Raw genomic sequence first — 20,370 nt, 5'->3', positions numbered from 1 at the left:
CCGTCGGCCAACGTACTGCAAACTTATTTTCCAGGATTTGAGATGGTAATGTCGCCTGGCCCGCTGCTGTCGTGGCTGAAACTCCTGACCCTCTCCGCCGCGCTGTCGTTTGTGCTGTTCTGGCTGCACCTGCCCGCGGCGCTTCTGCTTGGCCCGATGATCGCCGGCATTACCTTCAGCCTGCGCGGCGCGACAATCAGCGTACCTCGACCCTTTTTTATCGCCGCTCAGGCCATTATTGGCTGCATGATCGCCCTAACCCTCACTCCCTCAATTTTTGGCGTGCTGCTCGGCCACTGGCCGCTGGTGCTGTTTATTCTGTTCGCTACGCTGGCCTTCAGCGCGCTGGCCGGGTGGCTGCTGGTGCGCTACAGCTCGCTGCCAGGGGCGACCGGCGCGTGGGGCAGCTCGCCGGGCGGCGCCTCGGCGATGGTGGTCATGGCGCAGGATTACGGCGCCGACGTGCGGCTGGTGGCCTTAATGCAGTATCTGCGGGTGCTGTTCGTCGCCGGCGCGGCGGCGCTGGTGGTGCGCTTTGCCCCTGGCGGCGAGGCGCAGGAGATGAACCAGCAGATCGTCTGGTTTCCCGCCATCAGCGGGCAGCTGCCTTTGACGCTGCTGCTGACCGCCGCCGCGGGCTGGCTAGGCCTGCGCATGCGCTTTCCTTCCGGCGTGATGCTGCTGCCGATGCTGGCGGGGGCGCTGGTGCAGGGAGAGGGCTGGCTGATGCTGGAGCTGCCGGAATGGCTGCTGGCGCTGGCTTATGCCGCCGTTGGCTGGAGCGTTGGGCTAAAATTTAATCGGGCGATTTTTCTGCTGGCGCTAAAGACCCTGCCGCAGATCCTCGCCTCCATAATCGGCCTGATTTTACTCTGTTCGCTGATGGCGTTTGGCCTGACGCAGGTGCTGCCGCTCGATTTTATGACCGCCTATCTGGCGACCAGCCCCGGTGGCCTGGATACGGTGGCGATTATTGCGGCGGGAACGCGGGCCGATATGTCGTTTATCATGGCGATGCAGACCCTGCGCCTGTTCACCATCCTGTTGACCGGCCCGGCGATTGCGCGGTTTATCTCCCGCTATGCGCCGCGAAAAGAAAAAAGCCCCCGATAAACGAGGGCTTAGAACATGCGGGCCGGGCGTGAAGCGCGGTCCGGGGCAGAGGCCTGATTACGCTTTCAGCGCCGCCAGGGCCGCATCGTAGTCCGGCTCTTCGGTGATTTCATTCACCAGCTGGCTGTAAACAACCTGGTCATTCTCATCAACAACGACCACTGCGCGAGCGGCCAGACCGGCCAGCGGGCCAGCAGCAATGGCAACGCCGTAATCAGCCAGGAACTGCGGCGCGCGCAGGGTGGACAGGGTGACGACGTTGTTCAGGCCTTCAGCGCCGCAGAAGCGGGACTGAGCGAACGGCAGATCGGCGGAGATGCACAGCACAACGGTGTTGTTCAGCTCGGATGCCAGTTGGTTAAATTTACGTACCGATGCCGCGCACACGCCGGTATCGATGCTTGGGAAAATATTCAGTACTTTACGTTTGCCGGCGAACTGGCTCAGCGCGACGTCGGAGAGATCTTTGGCGACCAGCGTAAACGGCTGCGCGGCTGCGCCTGCCTGCGGAATGGTGCCCTGAACGGCAACGGGGTTGCCCTGGAAATGCACGGTTTGTGACATGTTTATCTTCCTGTTTACATATAGTTAACGTCACGGGTAGTGTATGACATCCGTTATCAGCACGGCAAATCCTATTTAACGTTTCCCCTGGAGGAACCTGGGAATGCGAAACCTGCGAGTGTACGAAGAAGCCTGGCCGCTACATACCCCGTTTGTGATTGCCCGCGGCAGCCGCAGCGAGGCGAAGGTAGTGGTAGTAGAGGTAGAAGAGAATGGCGTTAAGGGCGTCGGGGAGTGCACGCCGTACCCTCGCTATGGGGAGAGCATTGCCTCGGTTATGGCGCAAATTCTGACGATCGGCGAGCAGCTGGAAAGCGGCGCGACCCGCGAACAGCTTCAGCATCTGCTGCCGGCGGGGGCGGCGCGCAACGCCGTCGACTGCGCATTGTGGGATCTGCAGGCGCGTAGCGTGGGCAAAAGCATTCCGCAGCTGCTGGGGGTTGCGTTGCCGAACCGGGTGGTGACGGCGCAAACGGTGGTGATCGGCACCCCGGAGCAGATGGCGGCCAGCGCCGCGGCGCTGTGGGAAAAGGGCGCGCGCCTGCTGAAGGTCAAGCTGGACGATCGCCTTATCAGCGAACGGCTGATCGCCATTCGCAGCGCGGTGCCGGAGGCCACGCTGATTGTTGATGCCAATGAATCCTGGCACAGCGATGGCCTGGCGGCGCGCTGCCAGCTGCTGGCCGATATCGGGGTGGCGATGCTCGAGCAGCCGCTGCCGGCGGACGCCGATGAGGCGCTGGAGAATTTTATTCATCCGCTGCCCGTCTGTGCCGACGAGAGCTGCCACACCCGCGACAGCCTGCCGCGGCTGCGCGGGCGCTATGAGATGGTGAACATCAAGCTCGATAAAACCGGTGGCCTGACCGAAGCGCTGTTCCTCGCGCAGGAGGCGGAGCAGCAGGGCTTTGAGCGCATGCTTGGCTGCATGCTCTGCACCTCGCGGGCGATTTCAGCGGCGCTGCCGCTGGCTCCGCTGGCGCGTTTCGCCGATCTCGATGGCCCGACCTGGCTGGCGGTTGACGTGGAGCCGGCGCTGCATTTCAGCACCGGCGTTCTTCATCTTTGAGAGTGCCAGCGTAGCAGGTCGATCATCGCCGGCAGGTAGGTTTCCGTGGCCTCGTCGGCGGATATCGGTGGGAATTCTGCGGTAATGCACGGCAGGCCGATATCGGCACACCAGCTGCCGAAAGAGCCGGGCGTTTCGTACCCGACGCTGCCGACCAGCGGTAGGGAGAACGTGTCGGCCAGCCACAGCCCGAGCTCGCTGTGGCCAGGATCCTCAATGCAGGCCAGCGGATCGTGAAACGAGACCACCCACGCCGGGTGGATCTGGTGGATCAGCTGACACAGAGCCTGGGTTTCCGGCTCCGAGCCGGGCTTTTCCCCGGTCAGCAGCACGACGTCGCGCTGCTCGGCCGCGCTGTTCCAGCGATAGACCGTTTCCCCTTCTTTCCAGTTTGCCGCGGGAAAATTACGATTGAGATCGATACCGCGCGCGTTGGCGCGCAGCCCGAGCTGGCAGCCGTCGGGGTTGACCGCCAGCACGACGTGATGGCGACGCAGTTCGGGCTTCAGGGTTCGAAGCGCGCAGGAGAGGGTGACCACCGACGAGTTTTCATCGCCGTGAGTGCCGGCAAGGATCAGGCCGCTGCGGCTATCGGCCAGCGGCGCGGGGAACCACAGCAGCGGCGCGCCAAGATGTGACTGGCCGTAGCGCTGGGTGCCGGGCGGAAAGGCGCCGCGCTGGGTACGGGGACGAGAAACGGGCATAGGGCATCCTGTTAGCAGGTTATTTTCAGCAGTGTTGTGTAAAACCGTCCCGGAATCAAATAGTTTCCCTGGACGATGAAATCAGAATACGCGTCAATTTTCTATCACAAGCCGTTTGCAATTTCAGGTGATGAAACAAATAATCACTCTTCTGCCAGCTCTGGTTTTTTTATTTTAAAGGGGATCTTATGAAGTATCCTGTCACATTGACATGCGGCGCGCTGTGGTTAGCCAGCGTTTCATCTCTGGCCTGGGCGGCGGATGTCCCTCCGGGTACCGTCTTAGCCGAGAAACAGGTACTGGTACGGCACATTAAAGATGAGCCGGCCTCATTAGATCCCGCCAAAGCCGTGGGCTTGCCGGAAATTCAGGTGATCCGCGATCTTTTTGAAGGTTTAGTCAACCAGGACGCCAAGGGCAACCTTATTCCCGGCGTTGCGACCCGCTGGCAGAGCAACGATAACCGTACCTGGACCTTTACCCTGCGCGATAACGCCCGCTGGTCGGACGGTACCCCGGTTACGGCGCAGGACTTCGTCTACAGCTGGCAGCGCCAGGTTGACCCGAAAACGACGTCACCCTTTGCCTGGTTCGCCGCGCTGGCGGGCATCACGAATGCGCAAAATATTATCGACGGTAAGGCCGCGGTCGATACGCTGGGGGTTACCGCCGTAGATGCGCGCACGCTGCGGGTGCAGCTGGATAAGCCGCTGCCGTGGTTCAGTAATCTGACGGCCAGCTTCGCGTTTTATCCGGTGCAGAAAGCGAACGTCGAGAGCGGCGCTAACTGGACGCGTCCGGGCAGCCTTATCGGCAACGGGGCCTACGTGTTAAAAGACCGGGTGGTCAACGAAAAGCTGGTTGTCGTGCCTAATAGCCACTATTGGGATAATGGCAAAACGGTTATCCAGCAGGTGACCTTTGTGCCTATTAACCAGGAGTCGTCGGCGACCAAGCGCTACCTGGCCGGGGATATCGATATCACTGAGTCCTTCCCGAAAAACCTGTACCAAAAATTGCTGAAAGATATTCCGGGACAGGTGTACACCCCGCCGCAGCTGGGAACCTACTACTACGCCTTTAACACGCAGAAGGGACCGACCGCCGACGAGCGCGTGCGCCTGGCGCTGAGCCTGACCATCGACCGCCGCCTGATGGCGGAAAAAGTGCTGGGAACCGGCGAAAAGCCGGCCTGGCACTTCACCCCGGACGTGACGGCAGGGTTTACGCCGCAGCCTTCGCAGGCGGAGAGCATGAGCCAGGCCGAGCTGAACGCCCAGGCCAAGGCGCTGCTGCAGGCGGCGGGCTATGGCCCTGGCCGTCCGCTGCAGTTGACGCTGCTGTATAACACTTCGGAAAACCACCAGAAGATTGCCATCGCGGTGGCGTCAATGTGGAAGAAAAACCTCGGCGTCGACGTCAAGCTACAGAATCAGGAGTGGAAAACGTATATCGATAGCCGAAACACCGGTAATTTCGACGTGATTCGCGCCTCGTGGGTGGGGGATTACAACGAGCCTTCCACCTTCCTGTCGCTGCTGACCTCGACCCATAGCGGTAATATCTCCCGCTTTAACGATCCGACCTACGACAAGATCTTAGCCCAGGCGGCGCAGGAGACGTCGGATAAGGCGCGCAACGATGATTACAACGCAGCGGAAAAGATAATCATGGCCAAAGCGCCCATTGCGCCAATTTATCAGTACACCAACGGACGTTTGATTAAGCCGTGGCTGAAGGGCTATCCGATTACCAACCCGGAAGATGTTGCCTATAGCCGGACAATGTATATCGTCAAGCACCCGTAGTTCGTTATCCCATCGTGATTCGGTAATGGCGCGGTTCTCCACGCCATTACCGCCTGCCAGCGGCCTTCGCCCGCTTTGACGTGTCGGTTCAACCTATTGCTGCTGCAGCACTTCGGCAAATTTCGCCAGCCACTGCGGGTGCGCGGGCCAGGCGGGAGCGGTGACCAGGTTGCCGTCAACGTGCGCCTGATCGATACCGATGTCGGCATAGTGTCCGCCGCTGAGCCGAACTTCCGGAGCACAGGCCGGATAGGCGCTGCAGGTACGTCCTTTTAGCACGCCGGCCGCGGCCAGCAGCTGCGGGCCGTGGCAAACGGCGGCAATCGGCTTGCCCGCGCGGTCAAACGCCTGCACCAGCTTGAGCACCTCCTCATTCAGGCGCAGATATTCAGGCGCTCGTCCGCCGGGGATCAGCAGCGCGTCGTAATCTTGTTCTTTCGCTGCGGAAAAGTCGGCGTTAAGAACAAAGCGGTGGCCGGGTTTTTCGCTATAGGTCTGGGCACCGTCAAAATCGTGGATCGCCGTCATGATGTAGTCACCTTTGGTTTTATCGGGGCACACCGCGTCAACCTGATGACCAATCATCTGCAATGCCTGAAACGGCACCATCGTTTCATAATCTTCGGCGTAGTCGCCCACCAGCATCAGAATCTTCTTGCTCACCATCATCACTCCTGTACGCATAAAGGTGTCTAAGATATAGCCTGGTGGAAGAGGGAATGCGAACCGTCAATCTCCGTCCTGGGAGCTTCATTCCATCCGGCGACGGCTGATTTCTGACCTGTTGCTTGCGGATGCGACATTTCGTCATTTATTCGCCATGCAATTGTAACGAAAACGATTGCTTACTGGTTTTATATGGTTCTTAATGTTACCCATAACATTGAGTGATAGATAAAAGGGACGTTGTGAACGTTGCTGAAACTGGTGCCACCCTGTTATGGCTTGTCGGTGTTATCGTGGTTATTTTTGCCATCGATATTAAATTTAAGCGTAAGTATCGGCGTAAGCGGAAGAAGAAGTAGGTATGTCGGCCGTCTCCTCGGCCAGCGCGTCAGCGCCTCCGGGTGACGGCTCGGGGAGAGGTTACGGCAGCGGAAGAGAGAGTCGGGCACCCGCGGCGGTAAAGCGCTTCTGCAAAGGAGAGGGTTCTGCAAAGAAGAGGGCGGCGCTACGGAAAAACGATAATCGCTGACGTGCGGTATGTAGGATCAGCGACAGGGAGTCCGGAGATTTGACGATGACCCGAAGAGCAATCAGAACTCGTCGGGGTTATTGGATACAGCGATTCCAACTTTTGCCAGACTCAATACGAACAGACTAAGCACGGCAAGCGTTGTTACAACAATCATAAGTGTGGTCACAGCAGTCTCGATAGTTTAATACAGACGGTAATCAGACTGCGTACCTGAGCAATAGTTCCGCAAATAAACAGAACCCGTTCGGGATGCGATGGCCTGACGTGATGCAATAATATATTTCTCGCTTCCCCAAGCCTGGGTACAGCTCAGTAATTCTGGCTATTTAAGCTATTTCAAATAGATACCGTTAAGAACGGTCCCTGCGCTCGCCCGGCTGCGTAGGTTAAAGGGACTCAACGCGTGCTCGTCCCCCTAACGTTGTTGCCGCTAGCGTCTTTTCTTGAAGGTAAACTTTTGTTTCTTGCGATCTCTTATATACGAAATAAGAGAAAAAACAGCGACCAGGAGCAGTGCGACCGCCAGTGCTAAAAAGAGTAAATTCGCCATACGCATTTATTCCCCGAGAAATTTATGGATATTCTTGCTTTTATGCGAAGAAATTTACTCTCGCCTTAAGAAAAATCCTAATGAAATATTTTTCATAGTTATCAAAAAAGCTTTTTTAATGATGTTTGTGAATGGATTCTGGGTTTTCATATCGATGGGTACGCGGCGGTGTAGCATAATATTTCAATTAATCGCCGCTATTTTGCTTAAAGATGCTGGGGGTAATTTGGGCCGTTCGCGCCAAAAGAGAGCATTATCCGTGCCGTTTTCATGAACTAACTGACTGAAACAATTTAGAAACATTGGTGCCCCTCGGATGAAAAGCGCAGCGGAGGGAAAAAGGGCCGCAGGCGGTAACGCCTGCGCTACCTGCCGGCCGTTGCCTGAATCTTTTGCGGCAAACCAGCCTATAAAAAATGGCTATGGACACGACGGGAGTCATTCCTCAGCCGCGATGCTCAGGATAGTCTGCAGTGGGTTTCGTTTTATTAAGGTTGTGAATATAAAATTACGTAATATTCAGGGGGGCAGTTGGTGTCTGGTGTTGATGGTGCAGCTTGTTTCCCTGGCCGCGGATAAATTTAAGTCTGGTGAACAGGAGACCATATTTAAACGGCCGGCGGGCAGCGCCGGTGGCCGGGGAAAATATTTGCAGGGCAAATTGCTATCCAGGGAACCGTATTGGGTAATGCTAACGCCGGCCCCTGAAAAAACGCTGTTGATATCAACGCGGCGGCCTGGCTTATTCGTCTGCGGTCATCCACATATCCGCTTCTTCAAACATCTCCTGAACGGCGCGGCTGATCTGCTCCTTTTCATGCTTGCTGGCATCCGTATTGATTGCGGGCAGCGTCATCATCGGCTTAACGCGAACGTCGGCCTCAGGAAAAATGCGGTGAATACGTTTGGTGAGTTCAGCCATAATGGTCTCTCTGGCCCCGGCTAACCCTTCAAAATTTCTTTTGTCATAAACCAGTTCTACAAACATGCTTTGGCTCCTGTAACGGTAGGCAGTAGTTATACTGTTTTTTTGTACAGTGTCAAGGCGAGAGGAAGAACAGCGTGCGTTTTCCGCCTCGCCAGCCGGCCAGCACAGGGCATGTACGTAATAAGCGGTGGTCGGGTATTCAGCGACTGAACGACCGTTAGTCGACGTTGTTAAAATAGTCTCGCGCAGCCGCCTCGACGTTCTTCGCGTCAATGCCCGTTTTTTCAGTAATCAGCTCGATGAACTGCCTGAACTTGTCGGTCATTACGTTGCCGCCATCCCAGTGGGCAACGTAGAAACGGCACTGATAGCGATAAAAGTGGAGGGTGGTATCTCCTAACGTGTAGTACATAAGAATCTCCCGTTCAGTATGTCGGACGAATCGCCATAGTTTGGGGTTATGGTACCTCACCATAACGCGCTGCTTGCAGCATCTATCCTGCTACGAATCGCGTGAGATTGCCAGAGACGCGTTATTTTTAGCGCCGCCGGGCGCGGCGAGCCGCAGCATCCGTCTAAATATTGCCGAACTTCAAGGCCTTCGCGATAACGGAGCATAAGCGGCTTGATTAACCCGGATGATTTATCAATACTGTATATAAACACAGTAATTATTCCAGGTGAGTTTATGTTGACGTTCTACAAGCCGGTTGAGCTGTCGCCACGGTTTTTGGTGCCGCTGTTTCGCGATCTTGTTCCCTGCGGATTTCCCAGCCCGGCCCAGGACTATGTCGAAGATACCCTTGATTTGAATAAGCTGGCCATCAGGCACCCAAACGCGACCTACTTTGTCAGGGTGAGCGGTGATTCAATGACGGGGGCCGGGATTGATGATGGCGACCTGCTGGTGGTCGATCGCTCGCTGACCGCGGAACATGGCGATATTGTGATTGCTGCCGTAGCCGGCGAGTTTACCGTCAAAGAGCTGCAAACCCGGCCTGTCCTTCAGCTCATACCGCGTAACCTCAGCTATTCCCCCGTGGTCTGCCAGCCGGGAGAGGAGCTACAAATATTCGGCGTGGTCACCTTCAGCTTAAAATCACACCGACATGTTCGCGCTTGTTGATGTCAACAGCTTCTACGCCTCCTGCGAAACCGTTTTCCGGCCAGACCTGCAGGGAAAAGCGGTGGTGGTGGTGTCAAATAATGATGGCTGTATTATTTCACGCTCGGTGCAGGCAAAGGCGCTGGGTATCCCCATGGCGGCGCCTTATTTCAAAATTAAAGACGATCTGCAGCGTTTGCAGGTGGCGGTTTTTAGCTCGAACTACGCGCTTTATGCCGATCTCAGCCACCGGGTGATGATGACGCTAACGGAGATGGCGCCGGCGATTGAAATCTACTCCATCGATGAGGCCTTCGTTAATTTAGCCGGTATCTCCAGCTATATGCCGCTTGAGACCTTCGGCCAGCAAATGCGCGCTCGGGTCCTGAAGCATACCGGACTCACGGTTGGGGTTGGCATCGCGCCGACTAAAACGCTCGCTAAACTGGCGAATTTCGCGGCTAAAACGTGGAGCAAAACCGGCGGCGTGGTCGAATTATCGAATCGCGATCGCCAGCGTAAGCTGCTCGCTCTGGTGCCGGTGCATGAAGTTTGGGGCGTGGGCCGTCGGATCGCAAAAAAGCTGGAGCTGATGGGCATCGAAAACGCGCTGCAGCTTGCCGACAGTTCTACCTGGGTGATGCGTAAACACTTTAACGTCGTGCTGGAGCGTACGGTGCGTGAGCTGCGGGGGGAATCCTGCCTGCTGACGGATGAGTTTGCGCCGACCAAACAGCAGATTATCTGTAGCCGTTCGTTTGGCCACCGTATTACCCAATATAGCGATATGCATCAGGCGGTTTGCGCCTATGCTGAACGCGCGGCGGAAAAGCTCAGGATAGAGAAGCAGTACTGCCGCGCGATTAGCGTCTTTATGCGGACCAGCCCGCACGCCGAAAATGAAGCCTTCTACGCTCCCCAGGCCAGCGGTCGGCTGACAACGCCCTCCGACGATACCCGGGACATTATTCGCGTCGCTATCCACGCGCTGGACAGAGTGTGGAAGGACGGCTTTCGCTATATGAAAGCCGGTATCATGCTGGGTGATTTCTTTAGCCAGGGCGTGGCGCAGCTCAACCTGTTCGATGAATATCAGCCGCAGGCGAACAGCGCCGCGCTGATGCAGGTGGTGGATAGCCTGAATCGCTCGGGGCGCGGCAGCGTGTGGTTTGCCGGGCAGGGCATTCAAAAAAGCTGGGCGATGAAGCGTGAGATGCTATCGCCCGGCTATACGACCCGCTACGCCGATTTGCCTGTCGTCAAATAGGCCGCCCGGGCATTCACTTCGCTACCAACGAGCTGCTGCTGCAGCGCGCTGAGCAGCCCGGCAATATTTTCCGCAGATGACACGGCGCCGTAAATATAGAAGTCCGGGCGCATTAATACGGCGTTAACCTGATGACGGCACATAAACTCCCGGTATTTACCGGAGACATCCTCCCAGTACCCGGGAGAATTTGCGCTATCGGCAATCACTATCACCTCGCCGCCGATCTGCGCCATCGCGCGGCGGGCGAAATCGAGCAGGGTGCGCGTTGCCACGGCTTCGCTGAGAATCAAATGAAACCCTCGCCCCATCGCATCATCGAAGTGCTGAGTCTGGCCTCCGCGCCGCAGCGAGCCGTGGACAAAAAGCTCGCCGCTGAGTAAAGAAGAGGAGTGTGGCTGCAGGTAAATCAGCCCTCCTTTTAGCCCCGGGAAAGGCGGGAGAGGAGGAACATCCCCGCGAAGATAGGCCCTGTCGCGGGTCTCTGCCTGCTCCGCGTCTGAAACGCAGACTACGCGCCCCATCGCGATAGAGGCCTCGATCACCGCCTGGATCTGCGGCCTGCGCTCGATCGTATAATCATCCAGCAGCTCATCGGAACTGGCACCCCGCAGTACGCGATCGAGGCGCCAGCTTAAATTCCAGACGTCGCGCAGGCCGGAGCACATACCCTGGCCCATAAACGGCGGCATCAGGTGGGCGGCGTCGCCGGCCAGCAGGACCCGGCCCTGCCGCCACGTGTCGGCAATACGTGAACGGAACTGATACACCGCGTGGCGCACCAGATCCACGTTCTCCGGCGTGGCCCACGGCTGCAGCAGCTGCCAGACCTTGTCCGTTGACTGCAGCTCGTGCAGCGCCTCGTGCGGCAGGCGCATAAACTCCCAGCGGCGGCAGCCGGGGCCTCCCGGCACCATGGTCGTCGGCCGCTGCGGATTGCACCACTGGGCAGCTTCCGGGACGTCGAGCGTCACGCCCGGGCGCGGCTTGACGTCAACCACCAGCCAGTCTTCGGCAAAACCTAAATCAAGCCATTCAATGCCGCAGGCCTGACGGATGGTGCTGTTCGCCCCATCGGCGCCGATAATATAGCGGGCCTGCACTCGCTGGCATGCCGCGTCCGGGTTATCGCGATCCGCGGTGCGTACCATCAGCAGCTCGCCGGATTCGGGATGCTGCTTTAACTGCTTCACTTCCCAGCCATGCTGCACGTGCACGTTGCCTAACGTCTTCACGTGCTTATCAAAAATGGCCTCCAGCTCCGGCTGATTGAAAAAATAGCCAAAGGGCCCGTCGCTGATCGATTCTGACGCCCAGTCAACTTCCACTAACATTTCCCAGCGGGCGTTGAACCACTGATAAAGAGAAGAGGGATGGGAAATGGCCGCCACGTCCTCTTCAAGACTCAGCATGCGCAGCATTCGACGGATCTCGTGATCGTGGAAAACGGCGCGCGGCAGAGGGTAGAGCGTCTCCCAGCGTTCAAAAACCGCCACCTGATAACCCTGCCGTCCCATAATGAGCGATAACAGTTGACCGACCGGCCCGTAGCCGACGATCGCAATATCGTACATAGTGTTATTCATAACGTTTGCCTGTATTCGTGACGGGAGCCGCCTGATGGCGGATTTACGCTTCGCTGTTATGGATAAAGTCGGGCGGGACATCAGGGCCCCATAGGTAGAGCGAGTTCTCCGGCGGAAAATCGCCCGCCGGCCAGCTGGCGTTGGCGCTGATAAAATCAATATCCGCCGAGTACTCAAAAAACGATCCCCACGGATCGCGGACGTAGTGGAAATAGTTTGAGCCGAGGCAGTGCCGACCTGTTCCCCAGCCGGCCTTATAGCCGGCGGCGGCCATCTGGGATGCGCCGTTGCCGACATCATCAATGCTGTCAACTTCCCAGGCCGCATGATGAAAGCCTTTGCTCGAGCTTTTGGCGAACGCCACCAGATGGTGATCGCAGCCGTGGCGGGCGTGCATAAAGGCGATAATATCCTGCGAAAAATCAGACAAATTCAGCCCCAGCGCCTGCTGATAAAAGCGAATAGCGCGCGGCACGTCCGGTGAGAAAAGCAGCACGTGGGACAGCCGGTGCGGCCTGATTTTTTTGACCGCATCGCGGGTGACCGTGCCGCGCGTATCGGCTGACTTCGACTGGAAAGGCACCACCCGGCGGGTATCCGGGATCGTCTTTTTGCCGGGCCTGACGTTCAACAGGTTGCCGTCGGGATCGCTGAACCAGAAGCCGGTATCGTCAACAAACTCGGGTTCGCCGCCGCTCGCGCGCACCTGGCGGATCAGGGCGTCATAATCCTGCTCGAAGCATAAGAAGCTGATGTAGGCCAGCGACTTGCGTTCGGCCGGTAAAATTTTGGCCCAGGTATGCCCGTCGGCGGCGGCCAGCTGCAGGCCCTCCGCCGTGCTGCGGGTCGTCAGGCCAAAATGGTTATAAAAAAACGCGGCTTCCTCTAATGAAGGGACAAACAGCGCAAAGTGATCGATGGAGTGAACACCACGTAGTTCCGTCATCATTCCTCCCGGTTATGTAGGGTACGTCGGGTAACGTTAGGTTATTTTTCTAAAACCACGGGATTGCGCAGCGTGCCGACCTGCTCCACGCTCACCTCGACAACATCGCCCGCCTGCAGATAGCGCTTTGGATTCATCCCGAAACCGACGCCTGCCGGCGTGCCGGTAACAATCACATCCCCAGCCTCGAGGGTGATGGCCTGGCTCAGCGTGGCGATAAGCGTCGCGACGTCAAACAGCATGTCGCTGGTGTTGGCCGACTGTACTACCCGGCCGTTTACCCGCGTTTCCAGCAGCAGACCGCGGGCGCCGGGAGGGAGTTCATCGGCGGTGACTAAATCGGGGCCGAAGGCGCCGGTATCGTCAAAGTTTTTGCCGACCGTCCACTGCGGAGTCAGAAACTGATACTCCCGCACGGAAGCGTCGTTAAACAGCGCGTAGCCGGCGACGCACTCCAGCGCGTGCTGAGGGCTGATATAACGCCCACCGCTTTTGAGGATCACCGCCAGTTCGCCCTCATAATCGAGGGTGTCGGAAAGCCGGGGCAGGACGATAGGCTGGTTATGCGCCAGCAGGCTGCTGTTAAAGCGCGGGAAGACCGTCGGGTAATCCGGCTGAGCGTAGGGCGATTCGCTGGTGTGGTCTGCGTAGTTCAGGCCCACGCAGATAATTTTCCCCGGGCGGGTCAGTACCGGCAGGTAGCTATCTTCCTCCGGCACGACGGTTTCGCCCTGCGCCTCTTTGCCGTACTTGCTCAGGTCTACGCCGCGGCCGAGCAGGGATTCCAGCGGTTCTTCACCCAAGATTTTGACGCCTTCCGCGGTGCGCACGCCGAGAGTCGCCCGCTGCCGATGAGTAAAATACACGTAACGCATAGGTCATTTCCTGTAGTGGTTGTGAGTAGTTAGTTGCAGGCTAATGGCAATAAAATATATGATCAATAAAAAATATATATTTTTAAGGATTAAGTTCTATTGTGTGATCTGTATATAATTTTGCCATTCAGCGCGGCCTGCGGGCTGCCGTATCCCTATAGCGAGTCGATGAGATGAATGAAAAACGTACGATGGCGTCACGGCTGGAAGAGCGGGTGCGGCGGGATATCATCAACGGCAAGCTGAAGCCCGGGAGCAAAATGCGCCTGAAGGCGCTATCCGAGCACTATGACGCCGGGGTTATTCCGCTGCGTGAAGCGCTGTCGCGCCTGGCGACCACCGGGTTTGTTGCGGCTGTCGATCAGAAAGGTTTTAGCGTGCGCCGCGTTTCGGCCCCGGAGCTGCGCGATATCACCCTGACTCGCCTGCACATTGAGTGTAAAGCCCTGGAACTCTCGATCCTTAATGCCGACATCGACTGGGAAAGCCGGCTGATTGCCGCCCATCATCGTATGGAACGCCACGACATGCGCGATCCGCAAAGCCAGCAGCTGGACCCGGCGTGGGAAGAGGCGCACGAGGCATTTCACTCGGCGCTGCTCGCCAACTGCGGCTCGCCGTGGCTGCTGCACTTTGTCGATACCCTCTGCGATCAGACGCTGCGCTACCGCGCGCTGGCGGTGGAGTCGCCGGTCAGCCAGGGGCGCGACGTGGCGCTGGAGCATCGCCAGCTGCTGCAGGCCGCGCTGGATCGCAATATCGCGCTGGCGACGTCGCTGCTTACCGCGCATTATTTGAAAACGATGGAGATCGTGCTGGAAAACGAAGCCCTGGGCTGAAGCCGGGGGAAGGGCATGACCTGCGTAGCCGCAGGCCATGTTTATACGAGGATTACCTCAGCGCGGCCAGCTCGTCGGCGGTGAGCGCTAACGTCTGCAGCGTGCCGGTTTCTGCGGAGAGAACGGCGGCCTCCAGCACGGCCATCACGGCGAGCGCCTGCAGCGGCTGCACCGGGTTTTCAATCTTGCCGGTGAGCGCATCGCGCACGCTGATGTAGTACTGACGCTGATCGCCCTGCGGCGCACCCACTTCCTGAACCTGCGATTGCGCGTCGAAAATGCTCAGGCTATCGTCATCCTGGCCCCAGCCTGCGCTGCCGGGAATGACGCCCGCCAGCAGCTGGCTCTCCTGCTGGTCGGCTTTCTGTTTGACCGCGCTGCCCTGGTCACCGTGAACGGTAAAGCGCGCGCTGCCGCCTGCGACCAGCATGCTGCAGTGCAGAATGACCTTATGCTGAGGGTAATTTAAGACCACGTGCGCCCAGTCATTGATCTCCGCGCCCTGACGCAGGGTGGCGATGTTGCCCTGCACCGACTGCGGCAGTCCGAACAGCTGCAGGGCCTGATCGATCAGGTGCGGGCCTAAATCAAACCACAGGCCGCTGCCCGGCACGTTCTGCTCTCTCCAGCGCACGCGAACTTCCGGGCGGAAGCGGTCGAAATGCGACTCAAAGTGCTTCACGTTGCCAATAAGCCCCTGCTCAATAACCTGCTTGATCCCGAGGAAGTCGCTGTCCCAGCGGCGGTTGTGGAACACCGAGAGCAGCAGCTGCTTCTCCTGCGCCAGGGCGATAAGTTCGCGAGCTTCCTGCATATCGAGGGTAAAAGGTTTATCGACGACCACGTGCTTACCGGCGTTCAGCGCCAGCTTAGCGAGTGGGGCGTGCGTGGCGTTAGGGGAAGCGATCACCACAAGATCGATATCCGGGTGCTGAATCGCCTCTTCGGGTGAGGCGATGACGGTAACATCGGGAATATCACGCTTAACCTTTTCTTCATCGCGAGAAGCGACGACGGCCAGCTTCAGGCCGTCAATCGAGCGGATCAGCGGGGCATGGAAGGTTTTGCCCACGAATCCATAACCGATCAGCGCAATATTAATGTTCTTACCGTCACCGGCGATAACTTTGTTCATTATTCTCTCCACGTTATTGAGCGTCAGCAATGTTGATGCGCGTTGAAATGTCGTCCCCGGCGTCTTCCCAGGCCGTATCTAAAAATAGCTGATGTATTTCTGCTAATCCGGCGACCTGATAAGGCTCGCAGTGGTTCAGCTTCATATGGTCGGCAACCAGCCAGCGCTCGGCACTGGCCGCCAGCATGGCGCGCTTGATCTCGGCGTCGGCCTCCTGGCTGGCGCTTAAGCCCAGCTGCGCATGCAGCGCGCAGGCGCCGAGAATGGCGATATCAGCCCGATAGCGCGCGAGCAGCGCGAGGGTGGCGCTGCCGGCAAACAGGCGCTGCTGCATATCCCACCTGCCGCCGAGCAGGATCAGCTGAATATCCGCCCGGTCGCTGAAGTGCTGGGCGATGTCTAAAGAGGTGGTGATGACGGTCATCGGCCCCTTGATGTGGCTGGCGACGGCCAGCACGGTGCTGCCGGCGTCTAAAAAGATCGTCGAGCCGGCGGGGATTTTCTCCGCCACCATTTTGCCCAGCCGCTGTTTGGTCTTCGGCAGCAGGGCGTTTCTGCCCTGGCGGTTCATCGCCGACAGGTCGAGGGCGATAGCGCCGCCGTGATTTTTTTGCGCCAGCCCCTGCTTTTGCAGGTCGGTCAGGTCGCGGCGAACGGTGTCCGCGGAAACCTGCAGCCTGTCGACCAGCTCGCTGATGCTGACCTGGCCATTTTCGCTAATGATATCCAGGAGGTATTTTTGTCTGGCGGTTTTGTGCACGGCTTTCAATCCTGCAAATTGCTGCAATAAATCGCATAATACAGCATTTTGCGGCAAAAGAAATCCCGCGCCGGCTAAAGCGATGAAGCGTGAAGAGGGGAGGCGCCGCCATCCCTGGCGGCCGGTGTTGTTTTTCGGGCTTCGGGGCGCTGATTGCGGCGAAGGCCCGGCGTTTCTTTACCAGGCCCGGGTCGCGCGCGGCGCGGCGAAAACTCAGTTGAGCTTAATGCGGGCGACGCTGTCCGGGCCCTTAGTGGAGTTATCCTCGTTGAACTCCTGCTTGATGCTGACGTACAGGGTCTCCTGGTCAGGGGAGAGCAGCAGGCTGTTCGGATGGCTGGCGAACGACCAGGCGTTCTTCAGCGCATAGGTGGTGGCATCCAGCTGGAGCACCTTCTTCGATTCGCGCTGGCTGATATAAATCTCGTTGCGCTTCGCGCTGAACTTAATACCCAGCGCATCGCCGTCGATACGCTTGATCACCTTACCCGTACGCTCATCAAAGACCAGCGTCGCTTTGGCCTTAGAATCATCGGTGACAAACAGGCGCCCGGTGGCCGGATCTTCCGCCAGATTGAGGAACAGGTACTCTTTGCCGTCGCCCGGCGTCCAGCGCTGCTCAATTTTGTGGCTGGCCGGGTTAATCACCAGAATTTCACCGCCGCCGTTTGCCGCATAAATGCGATCGGTGTGCGGGGAGTAGATAAGCCCCGTCACCCACTTCCCGGCGTTATCAATGCGCCCCTTGAGGGTCATGGTTTGCGCATCCACGATGGAGATAAAACCCGGATCGGCCACGCGGCCAATAAACAGCTGGTTATTGTGGAACAGCACTTCACGGGCGCCGATAGGGTCGCCGTCCTTATCCTGACCGACGAACATCAGGCGCTGTAGCACCTTACCGCTTTGCGCATCCACTTTGGATACCCCGCCGTCCAGCGAGTTGGTGGTGTAGAACGCCTTGCCGTCATCCGCGACCGCCATGCCGAAGTTCTTCAAATCGGTATGGGTTTCCGTCCGGGTGGCCAGCGTGGTGGGATCCAGACGGTAGATCATGCCGCCGTTAACCGCTTTCAATCCCTGGGCGCTGGCGACAACGAGCGCGCTCTGCGCCGGTAAATAGGCCATCTCGTACAAACCATCCCCCAGCGTCCGCTGGCTTAACGACGCCGGCGCTTTGGCGGGCGGCGAGGCCTCGGCAGAAGCCTGCCATGCCGTCAGGGTTAACGTGGAGAGAAGCGCAGCGCACAGCGCTGATTTACGCGGGCCAAACAACGATTTCATTCTGAACCCCATCATTGGATAAAGCACTCCCGCCGGGCAAACCGCAGCGGAAACGTAAAAAAACAAGAATGAGAATCATAATCATTTATGCTGCGGGCGCAAATCATCCCGGCCTCAGGCGCGGCCCTGAGCGCCCGAACCGGCACGAGGATCGCCGACGACGCGGCTATTTTCGCGTTCGTTTCTGCACAGCCCGGCGGCAGATCCGCTTCGCGATGGTGCCAGGTTGTTGATTTACAAAAAGTATATACTTGCTTACATTTAACTGACAAAATAGCCTGCGATAAATAAGGCAAATAATTATTATTCCCATTCTCATTTATTGTTTTCTCGCGCCGTATGCCGTCATCAACCTGATGGCAAAGCGCAGTTTTTCAGCGCGGCGGTGGGCGAGATAACGCCACTCACAATAATAATTCCTGATGGGAAAATTTATGTTTTTCAACGACAGGGGCACGGGCGGCAGGCTGCCGGCACAGCGTTTATCTAAACCATTTACCGTTTCACTGCTGGCGCTGGCGATCCAGGCCTTTGCCCACCCCGCGCAGGCGGCGGAGAAGGATGAAGACGCGGCGGCCGGGACGCAGCAGGATATGGTGGTCTACGGCAGCGCGGGAAATGCGCCCGAGGAGCAGCAGGACTACGCGGCCAAAACCACCCGTGCGGGGACGAAGATGCTGCTGGCTCCCCGCGATGTGCCGCAGTCGGTCACGATTGTGACCCAGCAGCGCATGAAGGATCAAAATCTGCAGACCATCGACGATGTGCTGACCAACGCGACCGGCGTCTCCTCGCAGCAGATCGACAGCGAGCGTTCGTATTACTATTCGCGAGGGTTTGAAGTCACCAGCTTCGCCTACGACGATATCCCCACCTCGCTTGGCGATGCCTGGAACTACGGCGATGCGCAGGAAGATACCGCTATTTACGATCGCATCGAAGTGGTTCGCGGCGCCACCGGCCTGATGACCGGCGCGGGCGACCCCGGCGCCACGGTGAATATGGTGCGTAAAAAGGCGGACAGCAAAACCCTGACCGGGAACGTGAGCGCCAGCTACGGCAGCTGGAATAAGCAGCGCTACGTGGGCGACCTGTCGGCTCCGCTCAATGCCGACGGCAGCGTGCGTGGGCGGGTGATTGCCGGCTATCAGGATCAGGATAGCTGGCTGGATCGCTACCATAAGAGCAAAAAGTTTCTCTACGGCGTCGTGGATGCCGACCTGACGGATAGCACCCACGTATCGCTGGGCTGGGACTATCAGAAGTCGAATACCGGCAATCCGACGTGGGGCGGGCTCCCCAGCCTGTATAGCGACGGTTCGCGGACCCACTACGACCGCAGCACCAACACCGCGGCGGACTGGACGCGCTACGCGATTGAATCCCGCAAGGTATTTGCCAGCCTGACGCAGGAGTGGGATAACGGCTGGTCATTCCGCTTCAACGGCACCCACGGCGAGCAGACGCTGAACGACACGCTGCTGTATGTGATGGGGAATCCCGATGCCGATACCGGCGAAGGGGCCAGCGGCTGGGGAAGCAAGGATCGCGGTAAGCGAACCCTCGACTCCTTCGACGCCTACGCCAGCGGGCCGTTTGAGCTGCTGGGGCGCCAGCATCAGCTGATGGCCGGCGCCGGCTACAGCCGCCAGCATAACGCCAGCTTTAGCCAGGACGGGCCGATGGATAGCGAGCAGATCGGCGTCTTTAATAACGGCTGGAACGGCAGCGTGGCGCAGCCGGAGTGGGGCGACTGGTATCTGAATGCGGATGATATCGTGCGGCAGAAATCGGCCTATACCGCCGCCCGGTTCTCGCTCGCCGATCCGCTATCGCTGATCCTCGGCGCGCGCTACACCCAGTACAGCGCCAACGGCAGCAGCGGCGATATGCGTAAATACAACGTCACGCCGTACGGCGGCGTGGTGTACGACATCACCGAGAGCCTGTCGGCATACGCCAGCTATACCTCAATCTTCTCCCCACAGACCAAGCGTTCGGCGGACGGCGGATGGCTGGCGCCGATAACCGGGAAGAACTACGAATCCGGGCTGAAGGCCGACTGGCTGGATAGCCGGCTGACCACCAGCTTCGCCATCTTCCGCATTGAGCAGGAGAATGCGCCCGAGGCGGTAAGCGGCGAGTTTGTTAACGGCTCCAGCGAGCAGGCCTACCGCGCGGCGAAGGGCGCGGTCAGCAAAGGGGCGGAGCTGGAGGTTAACGGCGCGGTCAGCGACAACATGCAGCTGACCTTCAGCGCCACGCGCTACGTCGCCACCGACAGCAGCGGCCGCTATAACAGCTTTGCGCCGCAAACCCAGCTCAAGCTCTTCACGCGCTATCGTATCCCGGCGCTGCCCGAGCTAACCGTCGGCGGCGGGGCAACCTGGCAGAATCGGGTCTACAAAGACGTCAGCGGGCCGGACGGCGAAACGCAGCGCCTGTATCAGGGCAGCTACCCGCTGGTGAGCCTGTTCACGCAGTATCAGCTGACGAAACAGCTTAGCGTGCAGGCCAATATCAACAACCTCTTCGATCGTGAATATTACTCCTACCTCGATGATTCCGCGGTGTACGGGGAGCCGCGCAGCGTTTCGCTGAGCATGAACTACAGGTTCTGATTACCGCTCCCGCAGGCG

20 protein-coding genes are annotated in these 20,370 nt (G+C 58.3%); 7 read left to right on the top strand and 13 right to left on the bottom strand.

Annotated elements, in window-relative coordinates; all coding sequences use genetic code 11:
* The first annotated feature begins 42 nt into the window (after window positions 1-42).
* Window positions 43-1,113 carry an AbrB family transcriptional regulator gene (locus MMW58_RS16360; protein ID WP_045855095.1) on the top strand — a complete coding sequence of 357 codons (1,071 nt, stop codon included), beginning with the start codon at window positions 43-45 and terminating at the stop codon, window positions 1,111-1,113.
* 57 nt (window positions 1,114-1,170) lie between these two features.
* On the opposite strand, the gene tpx is transcribed toward MMW58_RS16360, so the two are convergent.
* Entirely contained in the window at window positions 1,171-1,677 is a 507-nt protein-coding gene (gene tpx, locus MMW58_RS16355; RefSeq protein WP_041145224.1) for a thiol peroxidase, read from the bottom strand.
* 103 nt (window positions 1,678-1,780) lie between these two features.
* On the opposite strand from tpx, the gene ycjG reads away from it, so the two are divergent.
* Entirely contained in the window at window positions 1,781-2,746 is a 966-nt protein-coding gene (gene ycjG, locus MMW58_RS16350; RefSeq protein WP_041145225.1) for an L-Ala-D/L-Glu epimerase, read from the top strand.
* On the opposite strand, the gene mpaA is transcribed toward ycjG, so the two are convergent.
* Window positions 2,737-3,450: a murein tripeptide amidase MpaA gene (gene mpaA / locus MMW58_RS16345; protein WP_241721641.1), complete on the bottom strand. Its 714-nt coding sequence runs from the start codon at window positions 3,448-3,450 to the stop codon at window positions 2,737-2,739. The two genes, ycjG and mpaA, sit on opposite strands and share 10 nt — an antisense overlap.
* A gap of 188 nt (window positions 3,451-3,638) precedes the next feature.
* Between mpaA and MMW58_RS16340 the strand changes: the two genes are divergently transcribed.
* Window positions 3,639-5,258, top strand: a complete 1,620-nt coding sequence (locus tag MMW58_RS16340) for a peptide ABC transporter substrate-binding protein (protein ID WP_241721640.1) — start codon at window positions 3,639-3,641, stop codon at window positions 5,256-5,258.
* Between the two features lie 93 nt (window positions 5,259-5,351).
* Here the strand turns inward: MMW58_RS16340 and MMW58_RS16335 are convergent, their stop codons facing one another.
* The 5 genes from MMW58_RS16335 to MMW58_RS16320 all read right to left on the bottom strand — a co-directional run bounded on the left by MMW58_RS16335 (window position 5,352) and on the right by MMW58_RS16320 (window position 8,346).
* Window positions 5,352-5,924 carry a DJ-1/PfpI family protein gene (locus tag MMW58_RS16335; protein WP_045855100.1) on the bottom strand — a complete coding sequence of 191 codons (573 nt, stop codon included), beginning with the start codon at window positions 5,922-5,924 and terminating at the stop codon, window positions 5,352-5,354.
* Between the two features lie 590 nt (window positions 5,925-6,514).
* On the bottom strand, window positions 6,515-6,610 hold the full coding sequence (locus tag MMW58_RS30330; RefSeq protein WP_353853576.1) for a YnaM/YnfT family protein: 96 nt from the start codon (window positions 6,608-6,610) through the stop codon (window positions 6,515-6,517).
* Window positions 6,611-6,886: 276 nt separating this feature from the next.
* Window positions 6,887-7,006 (bottom strand): small membrane protein, encoded by a 120-nt coding sequence (locus tag MMW58_RS16330; RefSeq protein WP_139339383.1) that lies wholly within the window; start codon window positions 7,004-7,006, stop codon window positions 6,887-6,889.
* 742 nt (window positions 7,007-7,748) lie between these two features.
* Window positions 7,749-7,994 carry a DinI family protein gene (locus MMW58_RS16325; protein WP_041145229.1) on the bottom strand — a complete coding sequence of 82 codons (246 nt, stop codon included), beginning with the start codon at window positions 7,992-7,994 and terminating at the stop codon, window positions 7,749-7,751.
* Window positions 7,995-8,151: 157 nt separating this feature from the next.
* Window positions 8,152-8,346 (bottom strand): hypothetical protein, encoded by a 195-nt coding sequence (locus tag MMW58_RS16320; protein WP_133597871.1) that lies wholly within the window; start codon window positions 8,344-8,346, stop codon window positions 8,152-8,154.
* A gap of 276 nt (window positions 8,347-8,622) precedes the next feature.
* Here MMW58_RS16320 and umuD point away from each other — a divergent pair, with 276 nt between their 5' ends.
* Together umuD and umuC are read left to right on the top strand one after the other, a co-directional pair.
* A complete protein-coding gene (gene umuD / locus MMW58_RS16315) occupies window positions 8,623-9,060 on the top strand; it encodes a translesion error-prone DNA polymerase V autoproteolytic subunit (RefSeq protein WP_133597873.1) in 438 nt (145 codons plus the stop codon).
* On the top strand, window positions 9,044-10,306 hold the full coding sequence (gene umuC, locus MMW58_RS16310; RefSeq protein WP_241721639.1) for a translesion error-prone DNA polymerase V subunit UmuC: 1,263 nt from the start codon (window positions 9,044-9,046) through the stop codon (window positions 10,304-10,306). The genes umuD and umuC overlap by 17 nt, the downstream gene beginning before the upstream one ends.
* Here umuC and mhpA read toward each other — a convergent pair.
* From mhpA to MMW58_RS16295, 3 genes are read right to left on the bottom strand one after another with little or no spacing between them, the layout of a single operon-like run.
* The gene (gene mhpA / locus MMW58_RS16305; RefSeq protein ID WP_241721638.1) at window positions 10,279-11,892 is read right to left on the bottom strand and encodes a bifunctional 3-(3-hydroxy-phenyl)propionate/3-hydroxycinnamic acid hydroxylase MhpA; all 1,614 of its coding nucleotides are present in this window, start codon (window positions 11,890-11,892) and stop codon (window positions 10,279-10,281) included. The genes umuC and mhpA overlap by 28 nt on opposite strands.
* Before the next feature lie 43 nt (window positions 11,893-11,935).
* A complete protein-coding gene (locus MMW58_RS16300) occupies window positions 11,936-12,841 on the bottom strand; it encodes a VOC family protein (RefSeq protein ID WP_241721637.1) in 906 nt (301 codons plus the stop codon).
* A gap of 38 nt (window positions 12,842-12,879) precedes the next feature.
* The gene (locus tag MMW58_RS16295; RefSeq protein WP_159237373.1) at window positions 12,880-13,713 is read right to left on the bottom strand and encodes a fumarylacetoacetate hydrolase family protein; all 834 of its coding nucleotides are present in this window, start codon (window positions 13,711-13,713) and stop codon (window positions 12,880-12,882) included.
* A gap of 173 nt (window positions 13,714-13,886) precedes the next feature.
* Here MMW58_RS16295 and MMW58_RS16290 point away from each other — a divergent pair, with 173 nt between their 5' ends.
* The gene (locus MMW58_RS16290; protein ID WP_200851434.1) at window positions 13,887-14,552 is read left to right on the top strand and encodes a GntR family transcriptional regulator; all 666 of its coding nucleotides are present in this window, start codon (window positions 13,887-13,889) and stop codon (window positions 14,550-14,552) included.
* 52 nt (window positions 14,553-14,604) lie between these two features.
* Here MMW58_RS16290 and MMW58_RS16285 read toward each other — a convergent pair whose 3' ends face one another.
* The 3 genes from MMW58_RS16285 to MMW58_RS16275 all read right to left on the bottom strand — a co-directional run bounded on the left by MMW58_RS16285 (window position 14,605) and on the right by MMW58_RS16275 (window position 17,731).
* On the bottom strand, window positions 14,605-15,687 hold the full coding sequence (locus tag MMW58_RS16285) for an oxidoreductase (protein ID WP_241721636.1): 1,083 nt from the start codon (window positions 15,685-15,687) through the stop codon (window positions 14,605-14,607).
* Between the two features lie 13 nt (window positions 15,688-15,700).
* The gene (locus MMW58_RS16280; protein WP_241721635.1) at window positions 15,701-16,447 is read right to left on the bottom strand and encodes a DeoR/GlpR family DNA-binding transcription regulator; all 747 of its coding nucleotides are present in this window, start codon (window positions 16,445-16,447) and stop codon (window positions 15,701-15,703) included.
* Between the two features lie 213 nt (window positions 16,448-16,660).
* Entirely contained in the window at window positions 16,661-17,731 is a 1,071-nt protein-coding gene (locus MMW58_RS16275) for a YncE family protein (protein WP_241721634.1), read from the bottom strand.
* Window positions 17,732-18,165: 434 nt separating this feature from the next.
* On the opposite strand from MMW58_RS16275, the gene fhuE reads away from it, so the two are divergent.
* Window positions 18,166-20,352 (top strand): ferric-rhodotorulic acid/ferric-coprogen receptor FhuE, encoded by a 2,187-nt coding sequence (gene fhuE, locus MMW58_RS16270; RefSeq protein ID WP_241721633.1) that lies wholly within the window; start codon window positions 18,166-18,168, stop codon window positions 20,350-20,352.
* Window positions 20,353-20,370 lie beyond the last annotated feature (18 nt).

Source organism: Klebsiella sp. HC6, from assembly GCF_022605325.1.
Taxonomy (GTDB): Bacteria; Pseudomonadota; Gammaproteobacteria; order Enterobacterales; family Enterobacteriaceae; genus Klebsiella; species Klebsiella terrigena.
This window is presented reverse-complemented; position numbering and strand designations above follow the sequence as displayed.